Genomic DNA, 19,985 nt, shown 5'->3' with positions numbered 1-19,985 from the left:
TGTAGTACTCACCGCCCCACCCGCCGGGGCGTGGTCCGCCATGCCCCGGCGTCCCCGCACCACCTCAAGGAGCCCCCTCTCCCCGACCCCACCACGTCACCCCCGGCGTGGCCCCGAAGGGCGGTCATCGTGACCCCACAGACCTCCACCCCACCCCACCAACTGACCGGCGCCGCCCGCGAGGTGGCGGCCCGGCTCGACCGGCTGCCGTTCACCCGCGTCCAGCGCGGCATCCTCCTCAAGGGCGGCCTGAGCACCACCTTCGACGGCATGGACAACGGGATCGTCTCGTTCCTGCTGCCCATCGTGGCCGGTGTCTTCGCGCTCTCCGGCCTGGAACAGGGGCTGCTCGGCAGCTCCTCCCTCATCGGCGCCGTGCTCGGCGCGCTGCTCGTCGGCTTCATCGGCGACCGCACCGGCCGGCGCAATCTCCTCGTCTGGTCGATGACCGTCTACAGCGCGGCGATGATCCTCGGTGCGTTCTCCCCCGACGCCTTCGTGCTGGTCGCCACCCGCATCGTCGGCGGCGTCGCCATCGGCATCAACGCCAACATCGTGATGCCGTACCTGGCGGAGTTCTCGCCGCCGTCCCGGCGCGGTCACTTCGTCGGCTCGCTCGCCGGGTTCTTCGCGTTCGGCTATGTACTGGCCGCGCTGATCGGCTACTTCATCATCCAGGCCTTCGACGGCGGCTGGCGCATCGCTCAGATCGTCGTCGGCCTCCCGATCATCCTGGCCGTGTTCTGGCGGCGCAGTCTGCCCGAGTCACCGCGCTATCTGGTCTCGCGCGGGCGGGTGGACGAGGCGATGGTGGAGGTGGAGCGCCTGGAGGACAAGGTCCGCAAGGCGACCGGGGCGCCGCTGCCCGAGCCGGCGCCCACAGGGCACGCGGCGACTTCGGCCCCGCCGACCGACCAACCGACGGGCCTCGCCCGCTTCCTGGCCCTGTGGCGTCCTCCGCTGTTGCGCCAGACCGGACTCGTCTGGGTGCTCTGGTTCTGCTTCAGCTTCGTCTACTACGGCTTCCTGGTCTTCCTGCCGACGCTCCTGGTCGACCGGGGCTTCTCCATCAGCGAGAGCTTCGGCTACTCCATCCTCATCGAGGTCGCCCAGGTCGCCGGCTACTACCCGGCCGCCGTGCTGTCCGAGCGCCTCGACCGCAAGTGGAGCATCGTCATCTTCCTGCTGGCGGGCGCCCTGGCCGCGCTCGGTGCGGCGACGACCCACAGCGACGCGGTCGTGATCGTGTGCAGCGTGGCGCTCGCGTTCTTCCTCAACGGCGCCTACGCGCCCCTGTACACGTACACGCCCGAGGTCTACCCGACGTGGATCCGCGGCACGGGCGTCGGCGCGTCCGCCGTCTTCAGCCGTATCGGCGCGGCCCTGGCCCCGATCGTCCTCGGCGCCGCCTACACCTCGCTCACGTTCGTCGGCGTGTTCCTGCTGCTGTGCGCCGTGATCGTGATCGCGGTGGTGGCGGTCGCCGTGTTCGGTACGTCGACGCGGGACCGGAGCCTGGAGGACATCACCGCCTGAAGCCCGGTGCGGGTGTCAGCCCCGGTGCGCAGCGATCAGCTTCCGGTACCAGTGGTAGCTGTCCTTCGGCGTGCGCTCCTGGGTGTCGTAGTCGACGCGGACGATGCCGAACCGCTTCGCGTACCCGAGGGCCCACTCGAAGTTGTCGAGCAGCGACCACACGTAGTAGCCGCGCACGTCGACGCCCGCGTCCATCGCCGCGCGCAGCGCCGTGAGGTGGCTGTGCAGGTAGGCGACGCGGTCGGTGTCGTGCACGGCGCCGTCGGCGGCCGGTTCGTCGTGTTCGGCGGTGCCGTTCTCGGTGATGTGGATCGGCGGGAGGGCGCTGCCGTACCGGGCCTTCAGCGTGGTCAGCAGGTCGGTGAAGGACTCGGGGACGACGGGCCAGCCCATCGCCGTGCGCCGCACGTCGGGGTAGGGGCGCTCCTCGTACCGGTTGTCGGTGGCGACGCGGCGCGCCGGGTCCGGCTCCCGGTGCGGGGCGTCGGCGACCACGATCGGCCGGTAGTAGTTGACGCCGAGGAAGTCGAGCGGCTGCCCGATGAGGTCGAGGTCGCCTGCGCGGCGGAAGTCCTGGCGGGCGACGAGCTCGCCCCAGGTGTCGTCCTCCGTCGTCGGGTAGCGGCCTGCGAGGATCGGCTCCGTCCAGACGAGGTTGTGCTGGGTGTCGGCGCGGACGGCGGCCGCGCGGTCGGCGTCCGTGTCGGCGGCGGGGACGTTGCGGTCGAGGTTGAGGGTGATGCCCGCCTCGCGCACGCCCGCGGCCCGCAGCGCCTTCATCGCCAGGCCGTGGCCGACGAGCAGGTGGTGTGCCGCTGCCAGGGCGCCGGTGCCTTCCTGGGCTCCGGGCGCGTGGCGGCCCACCGAGTAGCCGAGGAAGGCGCTGCACCAGGGCTCGTTGAGGGTGATCCAGCGCGGGACGCGGTCGGCGAGGTGCTCGGCGACGATCGCCGCGTATTCGCCGAACCGCTCGGCGGTCTCGCGGACCCGCCAGCCTCCGCGGTCCTCCAGTGCCTGCGGAAGGTCCCAGTGGTAGAGCGTGGCGGCCGGCTCGATGCCCGCCTCCAGCAGTTCGTCGACGAGCCGCGAGTAGAAGTCGAGGCCCTTCGGGTTGGCGGGGCCCTCCCCCGTCGGCTGGATGCGCGGCCAGGCGATCGAGAAGCGGTACGAGTCGACGCCGAGGTCGCGCAGCAGTGCCACGTCCTCGGGGTAGCGGTGGTAGTGGTCGCAGGCCACGTCGCCGGTGTCGCCCTCGTGCGTGCGGCCGGGGGTGTGACTGTAGGTGTCCCAGATGGAGGGGCCGCGGCCGTCCTCCTTCGCGGCTCCCTCGATCTGGTACGAGGCGGTGGCCGCGCCGAAGACGAAGCGTTCCGGGAACACGGGCAGGTCGTTCATGAACAGCCTTACTTGAAGTGACTTACTTGAACTGACTTACTCACGGAGACCGACTCGCGGAGACCGACTCGCGGAGACCTACTTGATGGATCCGCCGGTGATCCCGGCGGCGATGTACTTCTGGGCGAGGACGAGCAGCACGGCGGCGGGGATCGCCGACAGGACGGACGCGGCCATGACGGACCCCCAGTCCCCGACGTGCGCGCCGATGTACTGGTAGATGCCGAGCGTGACGGGCTTGACGTCGTCGGTGGTGTTCAGCGTGAGCGCGAACATGAAGTCGCTCCACGCGTACAGGAAGGAGAAGAGGCCCGCGGTGATCAGGGAGTTGCGGCTCATCGGCAGGACGACCTGGACGAAGGTGCGCAGCTTGCCCGCGCCGTCGGCCTCGGCCGCCTCGATGACCTCCTTCGGGATCGCCACCATGAAGGAGCGCATGAGGACGATGGCGAAGGGGATGCCGAGCGAGGCGTCGGCGAGCATCAGGCCGAAGTAGGAGTTGACCAGGCCCATATCGACGTACGCGCTGTAGAGGGCGTTGGCGATGACGATGCCCGGCACCATCTGCGTGATGAGTGTGCCGAAGACGATGGTGCGGCTGCCGCGCAGCCGGAACTGGGCGAGCCCGTACGCGGCGGGCGCAGCGATCGCCAGGCAGATGACGACGGCGCCGAGCGCGACGGCGAGCGAGGTGAGCAGGTGGCCGCCCTGCTCGGTGATGGCCGATGTGAAGCCGGACAGGTCGAGCGAGTGCGGTACGGGCGAGACCTCGAGCAGTCCCGACTCCGGCTGCAGCGCCGTGTTGATCATCCAGTACAGCGGGAACAGCATCACGCCGAGGATGACGATCCCGGCGACGGTGGCACCCCAGCGGCGCCCGGACGTGGTGGTGGCGTTCGCCATGCCGGTCACTTCCCCTCGGAGCGGTTGGCCCGCAGGTAGAACACCGCGAAGACGGCGGAGATGAGGATGAGGACGTTGCCGACGACGGCGCCCGCGCCGAAGTCGAGCTGGACGAAGGAGTTCTGGTACGTGAGCGTGCCGAGCGTCTGGGTGGCGTCGGCGGGGCCGCCGTCGGTGAGGGCGAGGATCAGGTCGAGGATCTTGACCGTCGACATGAAGCCGAGGACGAGCACGACCGTGATGACGGGCTTGAGCAGCGGCAGCGTGATCGAGCGGAAGGTGCGCCAGGCGGACGCGCCGTCCAGGGAGGAGGCTTCGTACAGCTCCTTGGGGATCTCCTGGAGCCCGCCGTAGAGGATCACCATGTTGAACGGGATGCCGATCCAGATGTTCACCATGACCACGGAGAACAGGGCCATGCCGGGGCTGGTCAGCCACGGCGTGGCGCCACCCAGGCCGATGGTCTCGGCGAAGGAGTTGAGGACGCCGGTGTCCTGGTCGAGGATCCGGCGCCACACGATGCCGGAGACGACCATCGGGACGAGCCAGGGCAGCAGGATCAGCGAGCGCAGGAAGCCGTTCAGCGGGAACCGCTTGGTGAAGAAGACGGCGAGTGCGAGGCCGATGCCGAACTGGCCGATCAGCGAGCCGATCGTGAAGACGATGGTGTGCCACAGCGCCTTGCCGAAGAGGTCGTCGTGAAAGACCTTGCTCCAGTTGTCGGTGCCGTTGAAGGGGGACTTGCCGTCGAAGAACGTGGACGGCGAGAAGTCCTGGAAGCTCATCACGACGTTGCGGACGAGCGGGTAGCCGAAGAACAGCAGCATAAAGACCACAGCGGGGGCGATGAACCCCCACTGGCTCAGCCTGCGGCGGCGCCTCGCGCGCGCCGGGTCGGTCTTCTTCTGAACTGCCGTGCGCTGAACGGAGGGCGCGGTGGCCGTGGTGGTCGACATGACGGTTGTCCCCCTCAGTTCCCGCTCGTGGCGCGGGTCTGCGCCTTCTTCAGCGCGGCCTCGCTGGACTGCCCGGTCAGCGCCGACTGGAAGGCGCTCTGCAGGGCGAGCGACACGGACGACCAGCGCGCCCCGACCTTCGCGGTGCGGGAGCGGGCGGTGGCCACCTGGTCGGCGAGCGCGTCGAGTTCGGGCACTTCCTTGCGCCAGGTCGCGGCGGCCTTCTCGTTGGCGGGGACCATCCAGCTGTTGCGGGCGTAGGTGATCTGCTCGCGCTCGGACGACATACAGCGGATGATCTTCGCCGCGGTCTTCTGGCGGCCCGTGTCCCCGGTCTTCGGGACGGTGAGGACGGCGCCGCCGAGCGGTCCCACGGACTTCTCGCCGCTGCTGGGGACCGGGATCCGGGCGATGCCCCAGTGCAGGTTCTTCTTCGTGTTCAGCGTCTCCACCTGCCAAGGGCCGTTGATCATCATCGCGGCGTTGCCGGCCATGAACTGGTCGTTGACGTCGGCCTGCGTCCAGTTGACGGTCGACCTGGACAGCGAGCCATCCTTGATGAGGCCCTTCCAGTAGTCGAGGGCGGCCGCGACCTTCGGCCCGGCGAGGTTCGTCTCGTCGCCGCCGTTGGACCACATGAACGGTGCGAACTGGAAGACACCGTCCTCAGCCCCGCCCGCGCTCAGCGCGATCCCGTACTGGCTGCCCTGGGTGAGCTTCTTCGAGGTCTCCCTCATCTCGTCCCAGGTAGTGGGCACTTCGAGCCCGGCCTTCTTCAGGATGTCCTTGTTGTAGAAGAGGGCGAGGGTGTTCACCGTGCGCGCGGCCCCGTAGTACGTCCCCTTGTACGAGCCGAAGTCGACGATGCCCTTCGGGATGTCCTTCGTGGACAGACCGAGGGACCGCAGGTCGACGAGGCCGCCCGCCTCCGCGAACGTCGGCGTCTCGGAGGCGTCGAACTGGATGACGTCCGGGAGCGACTTCGACGACGCCATGCGCAGCGACTTCTGCATGACCTGCGCTGCGGGCACGCTCTGCTGCTCGATGGTGAGGCCCAGCTTTGTGCTGCAACGCTTCAGCGTGGCGGCGTCCCAGCCGTGGTACGAGGCGTCGGTCGAGGAGTTGAGAACGGTGAACACACCGGGGTCGCGCCCCGCGCCGCAGCCGGTGAGCGCCGCGCCTGCGACGAGTGCGGAACAGGCGGTGAGTGCCGCGGTGGTGCTTCGGCCGCGGCGGCCGCGCCGGGGGCGCGGCACGTCCGGTGGAAGTGCTGCTGTCACGGTGGTTACCCAAGCCTTGAAGGGGTGGCCGGCCCCGACGGAACTCCCGTGTCCCGGCGAGGTGTTCGCATCGCGCGGTACGGCTCCGGCCCGCGCCGCACACGTAGAGCGCGTTTTTGTTTTCCGCCATGACTAATACGTCATCAAGCGCTTCGACACCAGACCTTGCGACGGACTTCATCACTCGCGCACAGCCCGCTACACCCCTTTGCGAACCCCGATCGCGATCGAATCGAAGCGCTTCGACGATTCCTCGTACCGACCTCTTGATCTTTCGATGCGCGTGAGCTCAAATGCGGTGTAGCGGCGCCCTGCCCACGCACATTGCCCACCCCGAGGAAGATGATGAAGTTCACCGACGGCTTCTGGCTGATGCGCGACGGGGTCGAGGCCTCGTACGCCACCGAGGTCCGCGACCTGCGCGTCGACGCCGACCGCTTCACCGCGTTCGCCGCGGACAAGCGGATCCAGCGGCGCGGCGACACCCTCAACTCCCCCTTGCTGACGGTCGATTGCTTCACCCCGGCCGAGGGCGTCATCGGGGTCCGCGTCACCCACCACGCGGGAAAGCGGCACCCGGGGCCGGACTTCCGGCTGCCCGGCGAGGACGCCGGCGCCGGTGAGGTGCGCCGCGACGGCACAAGGGTCGAGCTGTCCAGCGGGCCGCTGTCCGTGCACCTCGACGAGGCGGCGCCCTGGCAGTTGTCCTTCCGTGACGCCGACGGCCGCGAGGTCACCTCCTCGGGCGGCAAGGGCACCGCCTTCTTCCGGACGGGCGACAGGGCGCACCACATGGCCGCGCAGCTGTCGCTCGGCGTCGGGGAGCAGGTCTACGGCCTCGGCGAGCGCTTCACCCCGTTCGTCAGGAACGGCCAGGTCGTCGACATGTGGCAGGCCGACGGCGGCACGAGCAGCGAACAGGCGTACAAGAACGTCCCGTTCAGCCTGCACGTCTCCCCCGCGGGTGCCTACGGCGTGTTCGTCGCGCACCCCGGAAGGGTCAGTTACGAGATCGGCTCGGAGTCGGTCGGTCAGATGCAGTTCAGCGTCGAGGACCAGTCGCTCGAGTACTACGTCGTCGCAGGACCCACCCCGAAGGACGTGCTGCGCCGCTACACCGCGCTCACCGGCCGCCCGGCGCTGCCGCCCGCGTGGTCGTTCGGCCTGTGGCTGACGACGTCGTTCACGACGCAGTACGACGAGGAGACGGTGACGTCGTTCGTCGACGGGATGGCGGAGCGCGACATCCCGCTGAGCGTCTTCCACTTCGACTGCTTCTGGATGCGCGAGTACCAGTGGTCGGACTTCGAGTGGGATCCCGCGGTCTTCCCCGATCCGGAGGGCATGCTGGCCCGCCTCAAGGAGCGCGGACTGCGCATCTCCGTGTGGATCAACCCGTACATCGCGCAGAAGTCGGCCCTGTTCGAAGAGGCCGCGGCCCAGGGCTATTTGGTGAAGCGGCCGAACGGCGACATCTGGCAGTGGGACCTGTGGCAGGCGGGGATGGCGCTCGTCGACTTCACCAACCCGGAGGCCTGCGCCTGGTTCCGCTCCAAGCTCAAGGTGCTGCTCGACCAGGGTGTCGACTGCTTCAAGACGGACTTCGGCGAGCGCATCCCCACGGATGTCGTCTGGCACGACGGCTCCGACCCGGAGCGCATGCACAACTACTACACGCACCTGTACAACCAGGTCGTCTTCGATCTCCTGGAGAAGGAGCGCGGCCGCGGCGAGTCCGTCCTCTTCGCCCGTTCGGCGACGGCGGGCGGGCAGCAGTTCCCGGTGCACTGGGGCGGCGACTGCTGGTCCTCGTTCGGCGCGATGGCGGAGTCGCTGCGCGGCGGCCTGTCCCTCTCCCTGTCCGGCTTCGGCTTCTGGTCGCACGACATCGGCGGCTTCGAGGGCACCCCCGACGCGGCGGTCTTCAAGCGCTGGCTGGCCTTCGGTCTCCTCTCCTCGCACAGCCGCCTGCACGGCTCGTCCTCGTACCGGGTGCCGTGGGAGTTCGGCGACGAAGCGGTCGACGTGGCAGGAAAGTTCACGAAGCTCAAGCACCGCCTGATGCCGTACCTGTACGGCGCGGCGGTCGAGGCGCACACGACGGGCGTGCCGCTGATGCGCCCGATGCTGCTCGACTTCCCCGACGACCCGACGGCGCGCGCCCTGGACCGCCAGTACATGCTCGGCCCCGACCTCCTGGTGGCACCGGTGTTCTCCGCGGACAGCGACGTCGAGTTCTACGTCCCCGAGGGCACGTGGACCCATCTCCTCACCGGCGAGCGGGTCGAGGGCCCGGCCTGGCGGCGCGAGCAGCACGGCTTCGACAGCCTGCCGCTGTACGTGCGTCCTGGCGCGGTCCTGCCGATGGGCGCGGACGCGTCACGCCCGGACGGCGACTGGCTCACCGGGCTCACGCTGCTCGTCACCCCGGACACGGAGGACGTGACGGTGACGGTGCCCGATCAGCACGGCGGTGTGGCGGCGACGTATCGGGTGGTGCGGGACGGTACGACCGGAGAGGCGGCGGTCGTGGAGGGGCACGGGGTCGACGAGGTGACGGTGAAGCGGCTCTGACGCGCGGCGGGGCCTTGTTCAGTGCAGGGCAATAGGCCCTGTTCAGTGCAGGGCCAGGAACGGCGCCGACAGCAGGAGGAAGGCCACCATCGCGTACTTCAGGCGTCGGGCCGGGATGGCGTGTGCGATGCGCCAGCCGATGAGCACGCCGACCAGTTCCGGGATGCCCACCAGGGCCGCGAGCCGCCAGTCGACGGATCCGTGCAGCACATACGCCACCGTGCCCACGCTCGCGATGACGATCGACTGGGCCTGGGCGGCGGCCAGCGACGACAGGACCGGCAGCCCGGCCACCACGAGCAGTGGCACGCTCAGCATGGGGCCGCCGAGCCCGAAGAGGCCCGCGACGACCGCGACGACGACGCCGATCAGGACCGTGCGGCCCATCGGGATGTGCGCCCGCTCGGCACCCTCCGGAGCGCGCCGGTCGCGCACCCACACCAGGATGCCGGTGACGACGACCGCGCAGGCCAGCAGGATCCCGAAGCCGCGCCCTGCGACCAGGGTGTTGCACAGCACGCCCAGCGGCGCCCCCACGAGTGCGGCTCCGGCGAGTGCGGCGGCGCAGCGCCGGGTTCCCGGGTCGCGGAGCTGTCCCGACCGGGCGTACGCCGCCGTGCCGAGCAGGCCCGTGGCGACGTGGGTGACGATCGCGGTGCCCGCCACGCCCGAGGGCGTGAGGCCGGAGAACAGGAACAGGCCGATGGTGGGCAGCACTCCGCCGGGTCCGATGGCGGTGATCCCGATGCCGCCGAGCAGCCCGGCCACCGCGAGGAGGACCAGGTGTGTGGTGTCCAGGGTCATGTGCGCTACCGCCCGCTCTGTTGTTCTCTTCGTCGTTCGCTTTGTCGTTCGCTTCGTGGTTCGCTTCGCATGATCGGCTCCGTCAGTCCCTCGGCAGGACGGCCCGCAGGGCGAAGCGGTCCGCGCGCACCCGCAGTGACTCGGCGTCGACCGGGCGGCCGTCCGCGAGCCGGGTCAGCCGGTCGATGGTGAACAGCGCGGCGCCCTCCGCCACTCCCAGGAGGCGCGCGGTGTCCGGGTCCGCGGTGACGGCGTGCACGGTCACCTCGGCGCTGCCGAGCCGCGTGCCGCTGGTCTCCTCGATGAGCGCGAACAGATCGCGGCCCGCCAGGTGGCGGTCGAGCAGCGGGCGGCCGATGTCGGGGGCGAGCCAGGTCGAGTCCAGGGAGAGCGGATCCGCGTCGAGTGATCTCAGGCGCTCGATGTAGACCGCCTCGGAGCGCTCCGGGAGGCAGAGGCGTTGCGTGATCGCGGGCGGGGCGTGCGGCACGACGCGTGCCTCGCGCACCTCGTTGCTGACCGTGCCGTACGCGGTCAACTCCTCGGCGAGGCCGACCAGTCGGGCGAGTCCGTGGCCGGCCTTGTGGCCGGTCACGAGGGTGCCGATGCCACGCCGCCGGGTCACGACACCCTCGTCCCGCAACATGTTCAGCGCCTCGCGCACGGCGTTGCGGGTGGCCCCGAGGGACCGGCCGAGGGCGCGCTCGTCCGGCAGCACACCCTCGTACGCGCCGTCGACGATGCGCTGGCGCAGCACGTCGGCGACGCGGCGTGCCCGGTCGGCCCGCGATCCGTCACGGTCTTCCATGCCCGTCCCTTCTCCGTGGTGCATGTGACGGCAGACCGTACGCCCTCTGATGTTTCGCGGGTGTTACGCCACCCCCTCCGACCTGCACAAACGTCTGACCTGCGACGGAGCGGCAGCCGTAGGGGGCAACGCCGGTCACCGGCGTCACACCCACCCACGTACCGGCCACGCCGGCCACCACCTCGCACACCACGCAGCCCCACACCTCACCACCGCCTCAACTGCCGCATGGAATACCCTGGTTGACACGTGACCCACGGCGACCCATCGACCCTTCGGAGCGACTCGTGCCCCAGGACCGTCCGCTGATCGACAGTGACTCCCCGCATTCGGCCCGCATCTGGAACTACTGGCTCGGCGGCAAGGACTGCTACGAGGTCGACCGCCAGGTAGGCGATGCCATTCAGCAGGTCAACGCGGAGATCGTGCACGTGGCCCGCGCGCAGCGCGCCTTCCTCGCCCGTACCGTCTCCCACCTCGTACGGGACGTGGGCATCGACCAGTTCCTCGACATCGGCACCGGGCTGCCCACCATCGACAACACCCACGACGTGGCACAGCGCCACGACCCCACGGCGCGCATCGTCTACGTCGACCACGACCCGGTCGTGCTGCGGCACGCTGAGGCCCTGCTGACCAGCACTCCGCAGGGAGCCACCGACTACATCGAGGCCGATCTGACCGACCCCGCCGACATCCTCCGGCAGGCCGGGGACACGCTGGACTTCACCCGTCCCATCGCCCTGATGCTGCTCGGGGTCGTCGCCCATGTCACCGACGACCGCGCCTACACGATCGTCGAGGAACTCAAGAGCGCGCTGCCCAGCGGCAGTCACCTGGTTCTGTGCGACAGTACCGAGGCATACCACCCCGAATCCACCCGCGCGATGGTCGAACAGTGGAACAGCACCAGTGACAACCCGCGCACCAATCGCACCCCCGAGCAGATCGGTCGCTTCTTCGAGGGATTCGAGCTGGTCGAACCGGGTCTGACCTCGGTGTCCCAGTGGCGCCCCGATGACGTCGAGGGTGAACTCCCGGAGCCCGTCAGCAGCTTCGGCGGCATCGGACGCAAGCCCTGATGCGCGTCAACACGCCAACTCCCGTACCGTAAAAGGAGACCGATCTGCGCTGACGTGCCACATGATGGGCACCCGGGTGAGTACCATCCGGCCCTACAGCACACACGTGCACACACCGACAGATCACTCCTTTCCACGGAAGCGAGCCATCATGGCGGACACCACGCACCAGACCGAGCTCAAGTCCCGTTACGCCGACCGGATCCAGGACGACATCGCCAACAACGAGAGCGAGTTGAAGCGGATCAGCGAGGAAATCTCCGCGCTGCAGGCCCAGTTGGGCACCCTCGAGGAGAACCGCACGCTGCTGGAGAGCATGCTGAAGTCCCTCGGCAGCGGGAATCTCCCGCCCCTTCCGGCGCCCCTCGCGGAGAAGCCGGCCGGCAAGGCCGCGGGCAAGGTTCCGCGCCAGAAGGCACGGGACACGACGGCGGCGAAGCCCGCGCAGGCCAAGAAGACGGCCGGAGCCCCCGCGAAGGCGGCCAAGACCGCGAAGCCCGCCAAGGCCGCGGCAGCCACCAAGCCCAGCGCGCCCGCCGCGCCCGCCGCCGAGAAGACCGAGCCGCAGGGCTCCACGCTGGTCGAGCTCATCGTGTCCCAGCTGGGCGCCGAGACCAGCCCGCGCTCGGCCGCCGAGATCACCGCGACGCTGGAAAAGAAGCACCCCAAGCGGGAGTTCAGCACCAAGGTGGTCCGCAACACGCTGGAGGCCCTGGTCGCCAAGGCCCGCGCCGAGCGCACCCGGCAGCAGCGTTCGGTGTTCTACGTCGCCCTGCCCGCTACCGGCACGTCCGCGAAGGCCACGGACAGCAAGGCCGGCGCGGACACCAAGGCCGGACAGGACAAGGCGGTGGAGAAGGCCGGGGCGAAGGACGGCGCCGCGTGACACCCCGCTCGTCGCCTGCGCGATGAGTCTCGTTCGCCGTGGCAGTCTCACAGTTGTCGATCACGTAGGAGGAGCCCCGTGAAACAGCAACTGTTGAAGGTCCAGAATTTCAACGTGTCCGCGGACGGTTTCGGCGCCGGTCAGGGTCAGAGCCTTGAGCGGCCGTTCGGACACGCCGACCCGGGGAACATGTTCGCCTGGGCCGGGGCCACGGCGAGCTGGCCCAATCGCACGGAACCGGGGGGCTCCCGCGGCATCGACGACTATCTGACGCGGGACTTCCACCACAACATCGGCGCCGAGATCATGGGCCGGGGCAAGTTCGGGCCGCAGCACGGGCCCTGGCAGGACGACGAGTGGCGCGGATGGTGGGGTGAGGAGCCGCCGTTCCACACTCCGGTGTTCGTGATGACCCACCACACGCGCCCGTCGATCACGCTCTCGGACACCACGTTCCACTTCGTCGACGCCGATCCTGGCACCGTCCTCAAGCAGGCCAGGGTGGCGGCGCAGGGCAAGGACATCCGGCTGGGCGGTGGGGCCACCACCGTCCGCGAGTTCCTCGAGGCCGACCTCGTCGACACCCTGCACGTGGCGGTCGCGGACGGCATCAAGCTCGGCTCCGGCTCCAAGCTCTGGGACTCCCCCGACGACCTGCTCGACCGCTTCCACCTCGATGTCGTACCGAGCCCGACGGGCGCGGTGCGACACCATCTGTTCTGGCGGAAGTGACACCCGGCGCGCGTGGGGTCACATACTCACTGGTCGTGCGCCACGTACTCAGTGGCCGCGCGCGTGGAAGGGTTCCGGCTCGATCAGGACACAGCGCGTACCGGTGTAGATGGTGGGCATGCAGCGGTTGCAGTGGATGCACAGCGAGTGCGTGGGCCGGTCCGCGGCGCGGTCCTCGGCGAAGCGGTTGATGAGGTCGGGTTCGCGCAGGAGCGCGCGGCCCATCGCCACGAACTCGAAGCCCTCGGTCATGGCCTGTTCGGCGGTCTCGCGGTCCGCGATGCCGCCGAGCAGGATCAGCGGCAGTTTCAGCGCGGCCCGGAACTGGCGTGCCGAGGGGAGCAGGAACGCCTCCTCGTAGGGGTAGGCGCGGATGAACTTCTTTCCGACGCGCTCGATGCCGAAGCGCTGGGGCTGGGGGAACGTCGCCGCGAACTGGCGCACGGGCGCGCCGCCGCGGAACAGGTACATGGGGTTCAGCAGGGAGCTGCCCGCGGTGAGTTCGAGGGCGTCGACGCTGCCGTCGGCCTCCAGCCAGGCGGCGGTGCGCAGGCTCTCGTCGAGCCAGATGCCGCCGGACACGCCGTCGTCCATGTTGAGCTTGGCGGTGATCGCGATCTCGTCGCCGACCTCGTCGCGGACCGCGCGGGCCACGCCCCGGGCGACCCTGGCCCGGTTCGCGAGGGTGCCGCCGTACTCGTCCTTGCGCTTGTTGAGCCTCGGGCTGAGGAAGGAGCTCGCGAAGTAGTTGTGGCCGAGGTGGATCTCCACCGCGTCGAATCCGGCCTCGACCGCGGTGCGGGCCGCGCGGGCGTGGGCGCGGGTGACACGTGCGATGTCTTCGCGGGTGGCCGGGCGGGCGAAGCGGAAGGACTGCAGGTTCAGGAAGCGGCTGGGCGCGAGCGCGGGCAGCCCGTTGGATACGGGGTCGGCGACGGGTCCCGCGTGGCCGATCTGCGCCGAGATCGCGGCGCCCTCCGCGTGCACGGCCTCGGTGAGCCGGCGCAGGCCCGGAACGGCCTCGGGCCGCATGTGGATCTGGTCGCGTTCGGTACGTCCTTCGGGGGCGACGGCACAGTACGCGACGGTCGTCATGCCGACACCGCCGGCAGCGGGTCGCCGGTGATACTCGATGAGCCGGTCACTGACGAGCGCGTCGCGAGTGACCCCCTCGAAGGTGGCCGCCTTGATCACGCGGTTGCGGAGGGTCAGGGGGCCGAGGCGCGCGGGGGCGAGCAGGTCGGGCGTGGACCCGGTGGTGTCGCGGGTGGAGTCTGCTGTGCTCATGGCTGTGCAACTCCTCAACTGTCGGTTCACTGTGGGGCGTTCAGGCCCGCCGCGACGAAGGCAATGACCGCCTCAGCCGGAGGCCGGGGGGTGCCGCCCAACTCGGCGGTGGCCAACTGCGGCTCCCCGTAGAGCTGGAGCAGCAGGTCGAACGTCATGCGCAGGCGGTGCCCGGCCTGCGCCCGGGAGAGATCGGGCCGCGCGGCACACAGCAGCTCGCTCCACGGCCGGTGCCCGAACCACCGCTCGTCGAAGGGGAGTTCACGGCGGCTCAGCACGACGCGGGCGAGCAGGTGCAGCAGCATGCGGCCGTGCGGTGTCCGGGTCAGCTCGTCGAGCGGACGAACAAGTACGTCGACGAACTCCTCGACGCGCGGCGTCTCTCCGTCGGCCGTCCTGCGCTCCACGTCGGCGAGCGGCTGCGCCCACAGCGGGCCGAGCCGGCTCTGCAGCAGCGCGGCGACCAGGTCTTCCTTGGCGCCGAAGTGGTAGTGGACCGCGGCCGGGTTCATGCCCGCCGCCGCGTTGACCGCACGGACCGACACCTGCTCGTATCCCTTGGTGAGGAAGAGCCGTTCGGCGGCGTCGAGCAGTGCCGCCCGTGTGGTGTCGGTGGGCATGGGGCACAGGACAGCACGGCGCGGCACACTTTTCAATCAGTGATGGAGATGATGCGGCGCAACATGGGCGCACGTATCACCGCGGCCTCGGAGGTGACGTTCAAGGACCAGGGCTGAGGTGGCCTTCGAGCACCAGGGCTCACGGCGGGCGAGATTGGCCATAGACATGGCGCGACCTGCTGTGATCTCATCCGTCTCGGCGGATCGGACACCCTCGACGCCGCTCGACGGGCGATCCCTGTACGCGGCAGGTGACCGGCCGCTCCGGTCGGCTTGTGACCAGGTGGCCGACTTGTGCCAGCCTCCCGTCCAGGCCCGAAAGACGATAGACCCCCCATGCAGAAGACCAAGGCCGCGCTCTGGGAGTTCCTCCAGAGCCTCGGCAAAACGTTCATGCTCCCCGTGGCGCTGCTCGCGTTCTGCGGCATCATGCTGGGCATCGGCTCCTCGCTCTCCAGCGACGCCGTCACCGGCAACCTGACCTTCCTTCAGGGCCAGGGCTTCCACCTGGTCTTCACGTGGATGGCCAACACCGGCCAGGTCGCCTTCCAGTTCCTGCCCGTGATGTTCGCGATGGCCATCCCCCTCGGGCTCGCCCGGGAGGACAAGGGCGTGGCCGCCTTCTCCGGCTTCGTCGGCTACGCCGCGATGAACCTGGCGGTGAACTTCTACCTCACCGCCAAGGGCGTGGACTTCGACGACGAGAAGGCGATCGCCCACTACGGCATCGCCGATGTCATCGGCATCCAGTCCATCGATACGGGCCTCCTCGGCGCGGTCGCCGTTGGCATCGTTGTCAGCCTGCTCCACCAGCGGTTCCGTACGCAGCGGATGCCCGACGCGCTGGCCTTCTTCGGTGGCCTGCGCTTCGTGCCGATCATCTCCGCGCTCACGCTGAGCGTGCTCGGTCTGCTCATCCCGCTGGTGTGGCCGACGTTCAACGGCTGGATCACCGACCTGGGCCGCGCGATCGGTCACGCGGGGGTCTTCGGACCGTTCTTCTTCGGCATGGGCGAGGTGCTGCTGCGCCCGGTGGGCCTGCACCACATCCTCGTCGCGATGTTCCGCTTCACGGACGTCGGCGGCTCGGGCGCGGTGTGCGGGGACCATGTCTCCGGCGCCCTGAACATGTTCTACGCGCAGCTGAACTGCTCCAAGCCACCCACGGCCGCCGTCACCGACGCCACCCACTTCCTGTCGCAGGGCAAGATGGCGGCCTACCTCGGCGGTCTGCCGGGCGCCGCGCTCGCGATGTACCACTGCGCCCGCAAGAGCATGCGCCCCGAGATCAAGGCACTCCTGGTCTCCGGTGTCGTGGCCTGTGTCGTCGGCGGCATCACCGAGCCGCTGGAGTTCCTGTTCCTGTTCATCGCGCCGTGGCTGTACCTCCTGCACGCCGTCCTCGTCGGTCTCGGCTTCCTCGCCGCCGCCGTCCTCGGGGTGTTCATCGGCAACACGGACGGCAATGTCATCGACTGGCTCGTCTTCGGCGTCCTGCAAGGCACGACCACCAAGTGGTATCTGGTGCCGGTCATCGCCGCCGTGTGGTTCGCCGTCTACTACTTCCTGTTCCGCTGGGCCATCGTGCGCTTCGACCTCAAGACGCCGGGGCGCGAGGAGGAGACGGAGGAGGAGCCCGCGGAAGAAGCGGACGAGTCCGGGGCTCCGCGTGAGCTGGTCGCAGGGAAGTACGACGCGGTGGCGATCCTCGACGCGATCGGCGGCGCCGACAACATCACGTCCCTCGACAACTGCATCACCCGGCTCCGACTGACGGTCGAGGACGCGGAGCGCGTGAACGAGCCGCGCCTGAAGAAGCTGGGCGCCGTCGGCGTCGTGAAGCTCGACGCGCACACCGTGCAGGTGGTCATCGGCCCGCAGGTGCAGTCCGTGAAGGACGCCATCGCCACGATGGTCCCGGTGGGCTGAGCCGTGCGACACACCTCACCGGACTCCCCCGACTCCCCTGTCTACGAGTTCGACACCGTCGTCGACCGGCACGGCACCTGGTGCACGCAGTGGGACTACGTCGAGGACCGCTTCGGCGTGCCGGACCTGCTGCCGTTCACGATCTCCGACATGGACTTCGAGACGGCTCCCGAGGTCCTGACGGCGCTGCGCGCCCGGCTCGACCACGGCGTGCTCGGCTACTCCCGCTGGCGCCACGACGACTTCCTGTCCGCGATCGTCGACTGGTACGCCGCCCGGCACGACACCCCCGTGGGCCCGCGGTCGATCGTCTACGGCCCGTCCGTGATCTACCAGGTCGGTCAGCTGCTGCGCCTGTGGTCACGGCCCGGCGACGGCGTCGTCGCGCACGCACCGACGTACGACGCCTTCCCCAAGACGGTGGCCGCACACGAACGGCGGCTGCTCACCTGCCCGTTGGGAGACTGGGCGGAGCTTGAGCGGCTGCTGTCGCTGCCGGACACCTCGGTGCTGCTGCTGTGCTCCCCGCACAATCCCACCGGTCACGTGTGGACGTCGGCGGAGCTCGACCGCATGGCCGAGCTGTGCGCCCGTCACGACGTGGCGGTCATCAGCGACGAGATCCACTCGGACCTCGCCCACCCGCCGGCCGTCCACCGGCCGTGGGCGCTGCACGCGGGCTCAGGCACCCGGTGGGCGGTCGTCACGTCCGCGTCGAAGTCCTTCAACATCCCGGCGCTGACCGGCAGTTACGGCATCGTCGGGGACCCCGGGTCCCGGGACGCGTACTTGCGCCGACTGAAGGAGGCCGACGGTCTGTCGTCCCCCGCGGTGCTGTCCGTGGTCGGCCATATCGCGGCCTACCGGGAGGGCGGCACCTGGCTGGACGCGCTCGGCACGTACCTGCGCGGCAATCTGTCCTACGTGGCGCAGCGCCTGGCAGAGGCGTTCCCCGAGCTGGGCTGGACGCCACCCGAGGCCGGCTATCTCGCCTGGATCGACCTGCGCCCCCTCGGCGTGGACGAGGAGGCGCTCCAGCGCGAGCTGGTCGAGCGGCAGCGGGTGGCGATCATGCCGGGTACGGCGTACGGCGCCGCCGGCCATGTGCGGCTCAATGTGGGCTGCCCGCGCTCCAAGGTGGAGCGCGGGGTGAGTGCCCTCATCGACGGTGTACGCGCGATCCGCTGAAGGTCAGGTCAGCGGACGAGGGCGTACACCAGCCAGCCGAGGAGGAAAAGCACCACGATTCCTGTCAGGATCGCGGTGCCCTTCCCCGGCTCCATCGAGCGCTCGAGCTCCTTCTCTTTGATGAAGGCTTTGGTGTCTTCCTCGGTGCGCGTGCGCACCCACCCGTTTCCAGGAGCGAACATTCCCCTGAACCTCCCCGTTGTCGACTGATCTTGCTCCTTACCGAATGGGGCTCGGGTAAACGTCCACCCGTGCGCGTCAGGCCCCTGCGCCCCGCAGTTCGGCCAGCGCGGCCGCGTTCAGCGGGCGCGGCGCGGAGTCCGTGCCGGTGCCGACGAGGACGACCGTGCACGCGCAGGCGTGGGTGAGGGCGGTGGTGAAGCTGCCGTCGGCGAACTGGGTGAGCGGGCCGCGCGGCGAGTGCCCGACGGCCACGACGCGGGCGCCGACGTCCGCCGCGTGCCGGGCCAGCGCGCGGCCGGCGGCGGCATGGTCCCCGACGCTGTTCAGCACCTGCCCCGTGGCGGCCACCCCCGCACCCGCGAGCCGGTCGAGGTGGTCCCGCACGGCGGCGCGGGCCTGCGCGAGGTCCTCGGCATCGGCGGCCTGGTCGTCGACGACGGCGGTCTGCCGGACGTGCACGACCTCCAGCGGGCTGCCGGTGTCCCGGGCGAGGCGTGCGGCCGCGTCGACGATGGCGGGCGCCCGGTCGTGGTCCCCGACGGCGACGACGACGCGCGGATCGCTGCTCGGAGCCACGGCCCCCACAGGCGTGAGCGACGGCTGCACCGGCTCGCCCTCGCCCAGGTTCGCCTCGGCCTGCCGCAGCAGCCGGTGCCCGCTGGCCAGGACCGGGATGGCGAGGACGAAGGTGAGCGCGGCCAGGTAGAAGGGCACGCTCAGGTCCATGGCGTCGGCCAGCTTGCCCGCGACGTACGGCGCGAGGCCGCCGCCGATGAACCTCAGGAAGCCGTACGCGGACGAGGCGACGGGGCGTTCCACCGGCGAGACCAGCATGACGGCCTGCGTGGTGAGCGTGTTGTTGATGCCGATGAAGGCACCGCTGACGATGACCGCGACGATCACGACGGTCGGCGTCGAGACCCCGGCGGCGATGACCGCCATCACGACACCGAGGCAGAAGAGATTCGCGTACAGGACGGCCGCGGTGCCGTAGCGCGCCTGGAGGCGCGGCGCGAAGTACACGCTGAACAGGGCGACCAGAAGTCCCCAGCCGGTGAAGACGAGGCCGAGTTCGTGGGCGTCGAGCTCCATGGGGTACGGCGCGTACCCGAGCATCGTGAAGAAGCCCCAGTTGTAGAGCAGCGCCATGATGCCCATGGTCAGCAGGCCGCGGTGGCGCAGTGCCTTGAGCGGGGCGATCGGCGACGTGATCTTCTTCGGCCTGGGCAGATCGGGTACGAGGGCGATGGTGGCGACCAGTGCGACGGCCATCAGGACCGCGACGCCGAAGAAGGGACCGCGCCAGCTGATCGCCCCCAACTCGCCGCCGAGCAGCGGCCCGACGGCGATCCCGAGGCCGAGCGCGGTCTCGTAGAGGATGATCGCGCCGCCGAATCCGCCGCTCGCCGAGGCGACGATGACGGCCAGGGAGGTGGCGATGAACAGCGCGTTGCCGAGCCCCCAGCCGGCCCGGAAGCCCACGATGCCGTTGATGGAGCCGGTGGCTCCGGCGAGCGCCGAGAAGACGACGATGACGCTCAGGCCTATGACGAGGGTGCGCTTGGCGCCGAAGCGGCTGGAGAACCAGCCGACGACGAGCATCGCGACCGCGGTGACGATGAGATAGCTGCTGAACAGCAGGGACACCTGGCTGGGCGTGGCATGCAGGCTGTCGGCCAGGGCGGGCAGGATCGGGTCCACGAGACCGATGCCCATGAACGAGATGACGCAGGCGAACGCGACGGCCCAGACGGCCTTCGGCTGCTTGAAGGGGCTCGCTTTCGTCGTTACCCGCTGCTGCATGCCGCCATCATGCATTTAC

17 protein-coding genes are annotated in these 19,985 nt (G+C 69.7%); 7 read left to right on the top strand and 10 right to left on the bottom strand.

Annotated elements, in window-relative coordinates; all coding sequences use genetic code 11:
* The first annotated feature begins 129 nt into the window (after nt 1–129).
* Nucleotides 130–1,536 carry an MFS transporter gene (locus OG746_RS26185; protein ID WP_266718452.1) on the top strand — a complete coding sequence of 469 codons (1,407 nt, stop codon included), beginning with the start codon at nt 130–132 and terminating at the stop codon, nt 1,534–1,536.
* A 15-nt stretch (nt 1,537–1,551) separates the two neighbouring features.
* Here the strand turns inward: OG746_RS26185 and OG746_RS26180 are convergent, their stop codons facing one another.
* The 4 genes from OG746_RS26180 to OG746_RS26165 form a co-directional block, all read right to left on the bottom strand.
* Nucleotides 1,552–2,931: a GH1 family beta-glucosidase gene (locus OG746_RS26180; protein ID WP_266718451.1), complete on the bottom strand. Its 1,380-nt coding sequence runs from the start codon at nt 2,929–2,931 to the stop codon at nt 1,552–1,554.
* Between the two features lie 78 nt (nt 2,932–3,009).
* A complete protein-coding gene (locus OG746_RS26175; RefSeq protein WP_266718449.1) occupies nt 3,010–3,834 on the bottom strand; it encodes a carbohydrate ABC transporter permease in 825 nt (274 codons plus the stop codon).
* 5 nt (nt 3,835–3,839) lie between these two features.
* A complete protein-coding gene (locus OG746_RS26170) occupies nt 3,840–4,790 on the bottom strand; it encodes a carbohydrate ABC transporter permease (RefSeq protein WP_266718447.1) in 951 nt (316 codons plus the stop codon).
* 14 nt (nt 4,791–4,804) lie between these two features.
* Nucleotides 4,805–6,046, bottom strand: a complete 1,242-nt coding sequence (locus OG746_RS26165) for an ABC transporter substrate-binding protein (RefSeq protein ID WP_266719206.1) — start codon at nt 6,044–6,046, stop codon at nt 4,805–4,807.
* Between the two features lie 369 nt (nt 6,047–6,415).
* Here OG746_RS26165 and yicI point away from each other — a divergent pair, with 369 nt between their 5' ends.
* On the top strand, nt 6,416–8,644 hold the full coding sequence (gene yicI, locus OG746_RS26160; protein ID WP_266718445.1) for an alpha-xylosidase: 2,229 nt from the start codon (nt 6,416–6,418) through the stop codon (nt 8,642–8,644).
* A 42-nt stretch (nt 8,645–8,686) separates the two neighbouring features.
* Here the strand turns inward: yicI and OG746_RS26155 are convergent, their stop codons facing one another.
* Complete coding sequence (locus tag OG746_RS26155; RefSeq protein WP_266718444.1) at nt 8,687–9,448, bottom strand: sulfite exporter TauE/SafE family protein; 762 nt, start codon at nt 9,446–9,448, stop codon at nt 8,687–8,689.
* Nucleotides 9,449–9,530: 82 nt separating this feature from the next.
* On the bottom strand, nt 9,531–10,256 hold the full coding sequence (locus OG746_RS26150) for a GntR family transcriptional regulator (RefSeq protein ID WP_266718443.1): 726 nt from the start codon (nt 10,254–10,256) through the stop codon (nt 9,531–9,533).
* 287 nt (nt 10,257–10,543) lie between these two features.
* On the opposite strand from OG746_RS26150, the gene OG746_RS26145 reads away from it, so the two are divergent.
* The 3 genes from OG746_RS26145 (at nt 10,544) to OG746_RS26135 (ending at nt 12,956) form a co-directional block, all read left to right on the top strand.
* On the top strand, nt 10,544–11,338 hold the full coding sequence (locus tag OG746_RS26145; protein WP_266718441.1) for an SAM-dependent methyltransferase: 795 nt from the start codon (nt 10,544–10,546) through the stop codon (nt 11,336–11,338).
* Between the two features lie 151 nt (nt 11,339–11,489).
* On the top strand, nt 11,490–12,224 hold the full coding sequence (locus OG746_RS26140; protein ID WP_266718439.1) for a hypothetical protein: 735 nt from the start codon (nt 11,490–11,492) through the stop codon (nt 12,222–12,224).
* Between the two features lie 78 nt (nt 12,225–12,302).
* Nucleotides 12,303–12,956: a dihydrofolate reductase family protein gene (locus tag OG746_RS26135; protein WP_266718437.1), complete on the top strand. Its 654-nt coding sequence runs from the start codon at nt 12,303–12,305 to the stop codon at nt 12,954–12,956.
* 48 nt (nt 12,957–13,004) lie between these two features.
* On the opposite strand, the gene OG746_RS26130 is transcribed toward OG746_RS26135, so the two are convergent.
* Nucleotides 13,005–14,243 (bottom strand): NADH:flavin oxidoreductase, encoded by a 1,239-nt coding sequence (locus OG746_RS26130; RefSeq protein WP_266718435.1) that lies wholly within the window; start codon nt 14,241–14,243, stop codon nt 13,005–13,007.
* A 26-nt stretch (nt 14,244–14,269) separates the two neighbouring features.
* Nucleotides 14,270–14,863 (bottom strand): TetR/AcrR family transcriptional regulator, encoded by a 594-nt coding sequence (locus OG746_RS26125; protein ID WP_266718433.1) that lies wholly within the window; start codon nt 14,861–14,863, stop codon nt 14,270–14,272.
* Between the two features lie 336 nt (nt 14,864–15,199).
* Between OG746_RS26125 and malX the strand changes: the two genes are divergently transcribed.
* Entirely contained in the window at nt 15,200–16,792 is a 1,593-nt protein-coding gene (gene malX / locus OG746_RS26120; RefSeq protein ID WP_266718431.1) for a maltose/glucose-specific PTS transporter subunit IIBC, read from the top strand.
* Between the two features lie 3 nt (nt 16,793–16,795).
* Nucleotides 16,796–17,980 (top strand): MalY/PatB family protein, encoded by a 1,185-nt coding sequence (locus OG746_RS26115; RefSeq protein WP_266718430.1) that lies wholly within the window; start codon nt 16,796–16,798, stop codon nt 17,978–17,980.
* An 8-nt stretch (nt 17,981–17,988) separates the two neighbouring features.
* Here the strand turns inward: OG746_RS26115 and OG746_RS26110 are convergent, their stop codons facing one another.
* A complete protein-coding gene (locus OG746_RS26110) occupies nt 17,989–18,138 on the bottom strand; it encodes a hypothetical protein (RefSeq protein ID WP_266718429.1) in 150 nt (49 codons plus the stop codon).
* Between the two features lie 100 nt (nt 18,139–18,238).
* Nucleotides 18,239–19,966, bottom strand: coding sequence for an MFS transporter (locus OG746_RS26105; RefSeq protein WP_266718428.1), 1,728 nt, complete (start codon nt 19,964–19,966; stop codon nt 18,239–18,241).
* Nucleotides 19,967–19,985 lie beyond the last annotated feature (19 nt).

The organism is Streptomyces sp. NBC_01016, from assembly GCF_026341035.1.
Lineage (GTDB): Bacteria > Actinomycetota > Actinomycetes > Streptomycetales > Streptomycetaceae > Streptomyces.
The sequence above is the reverse complement of the archived record's forward strand: the minus strand, read 5'-3'. Positions and strand labels throughout refer to the sequence as shown.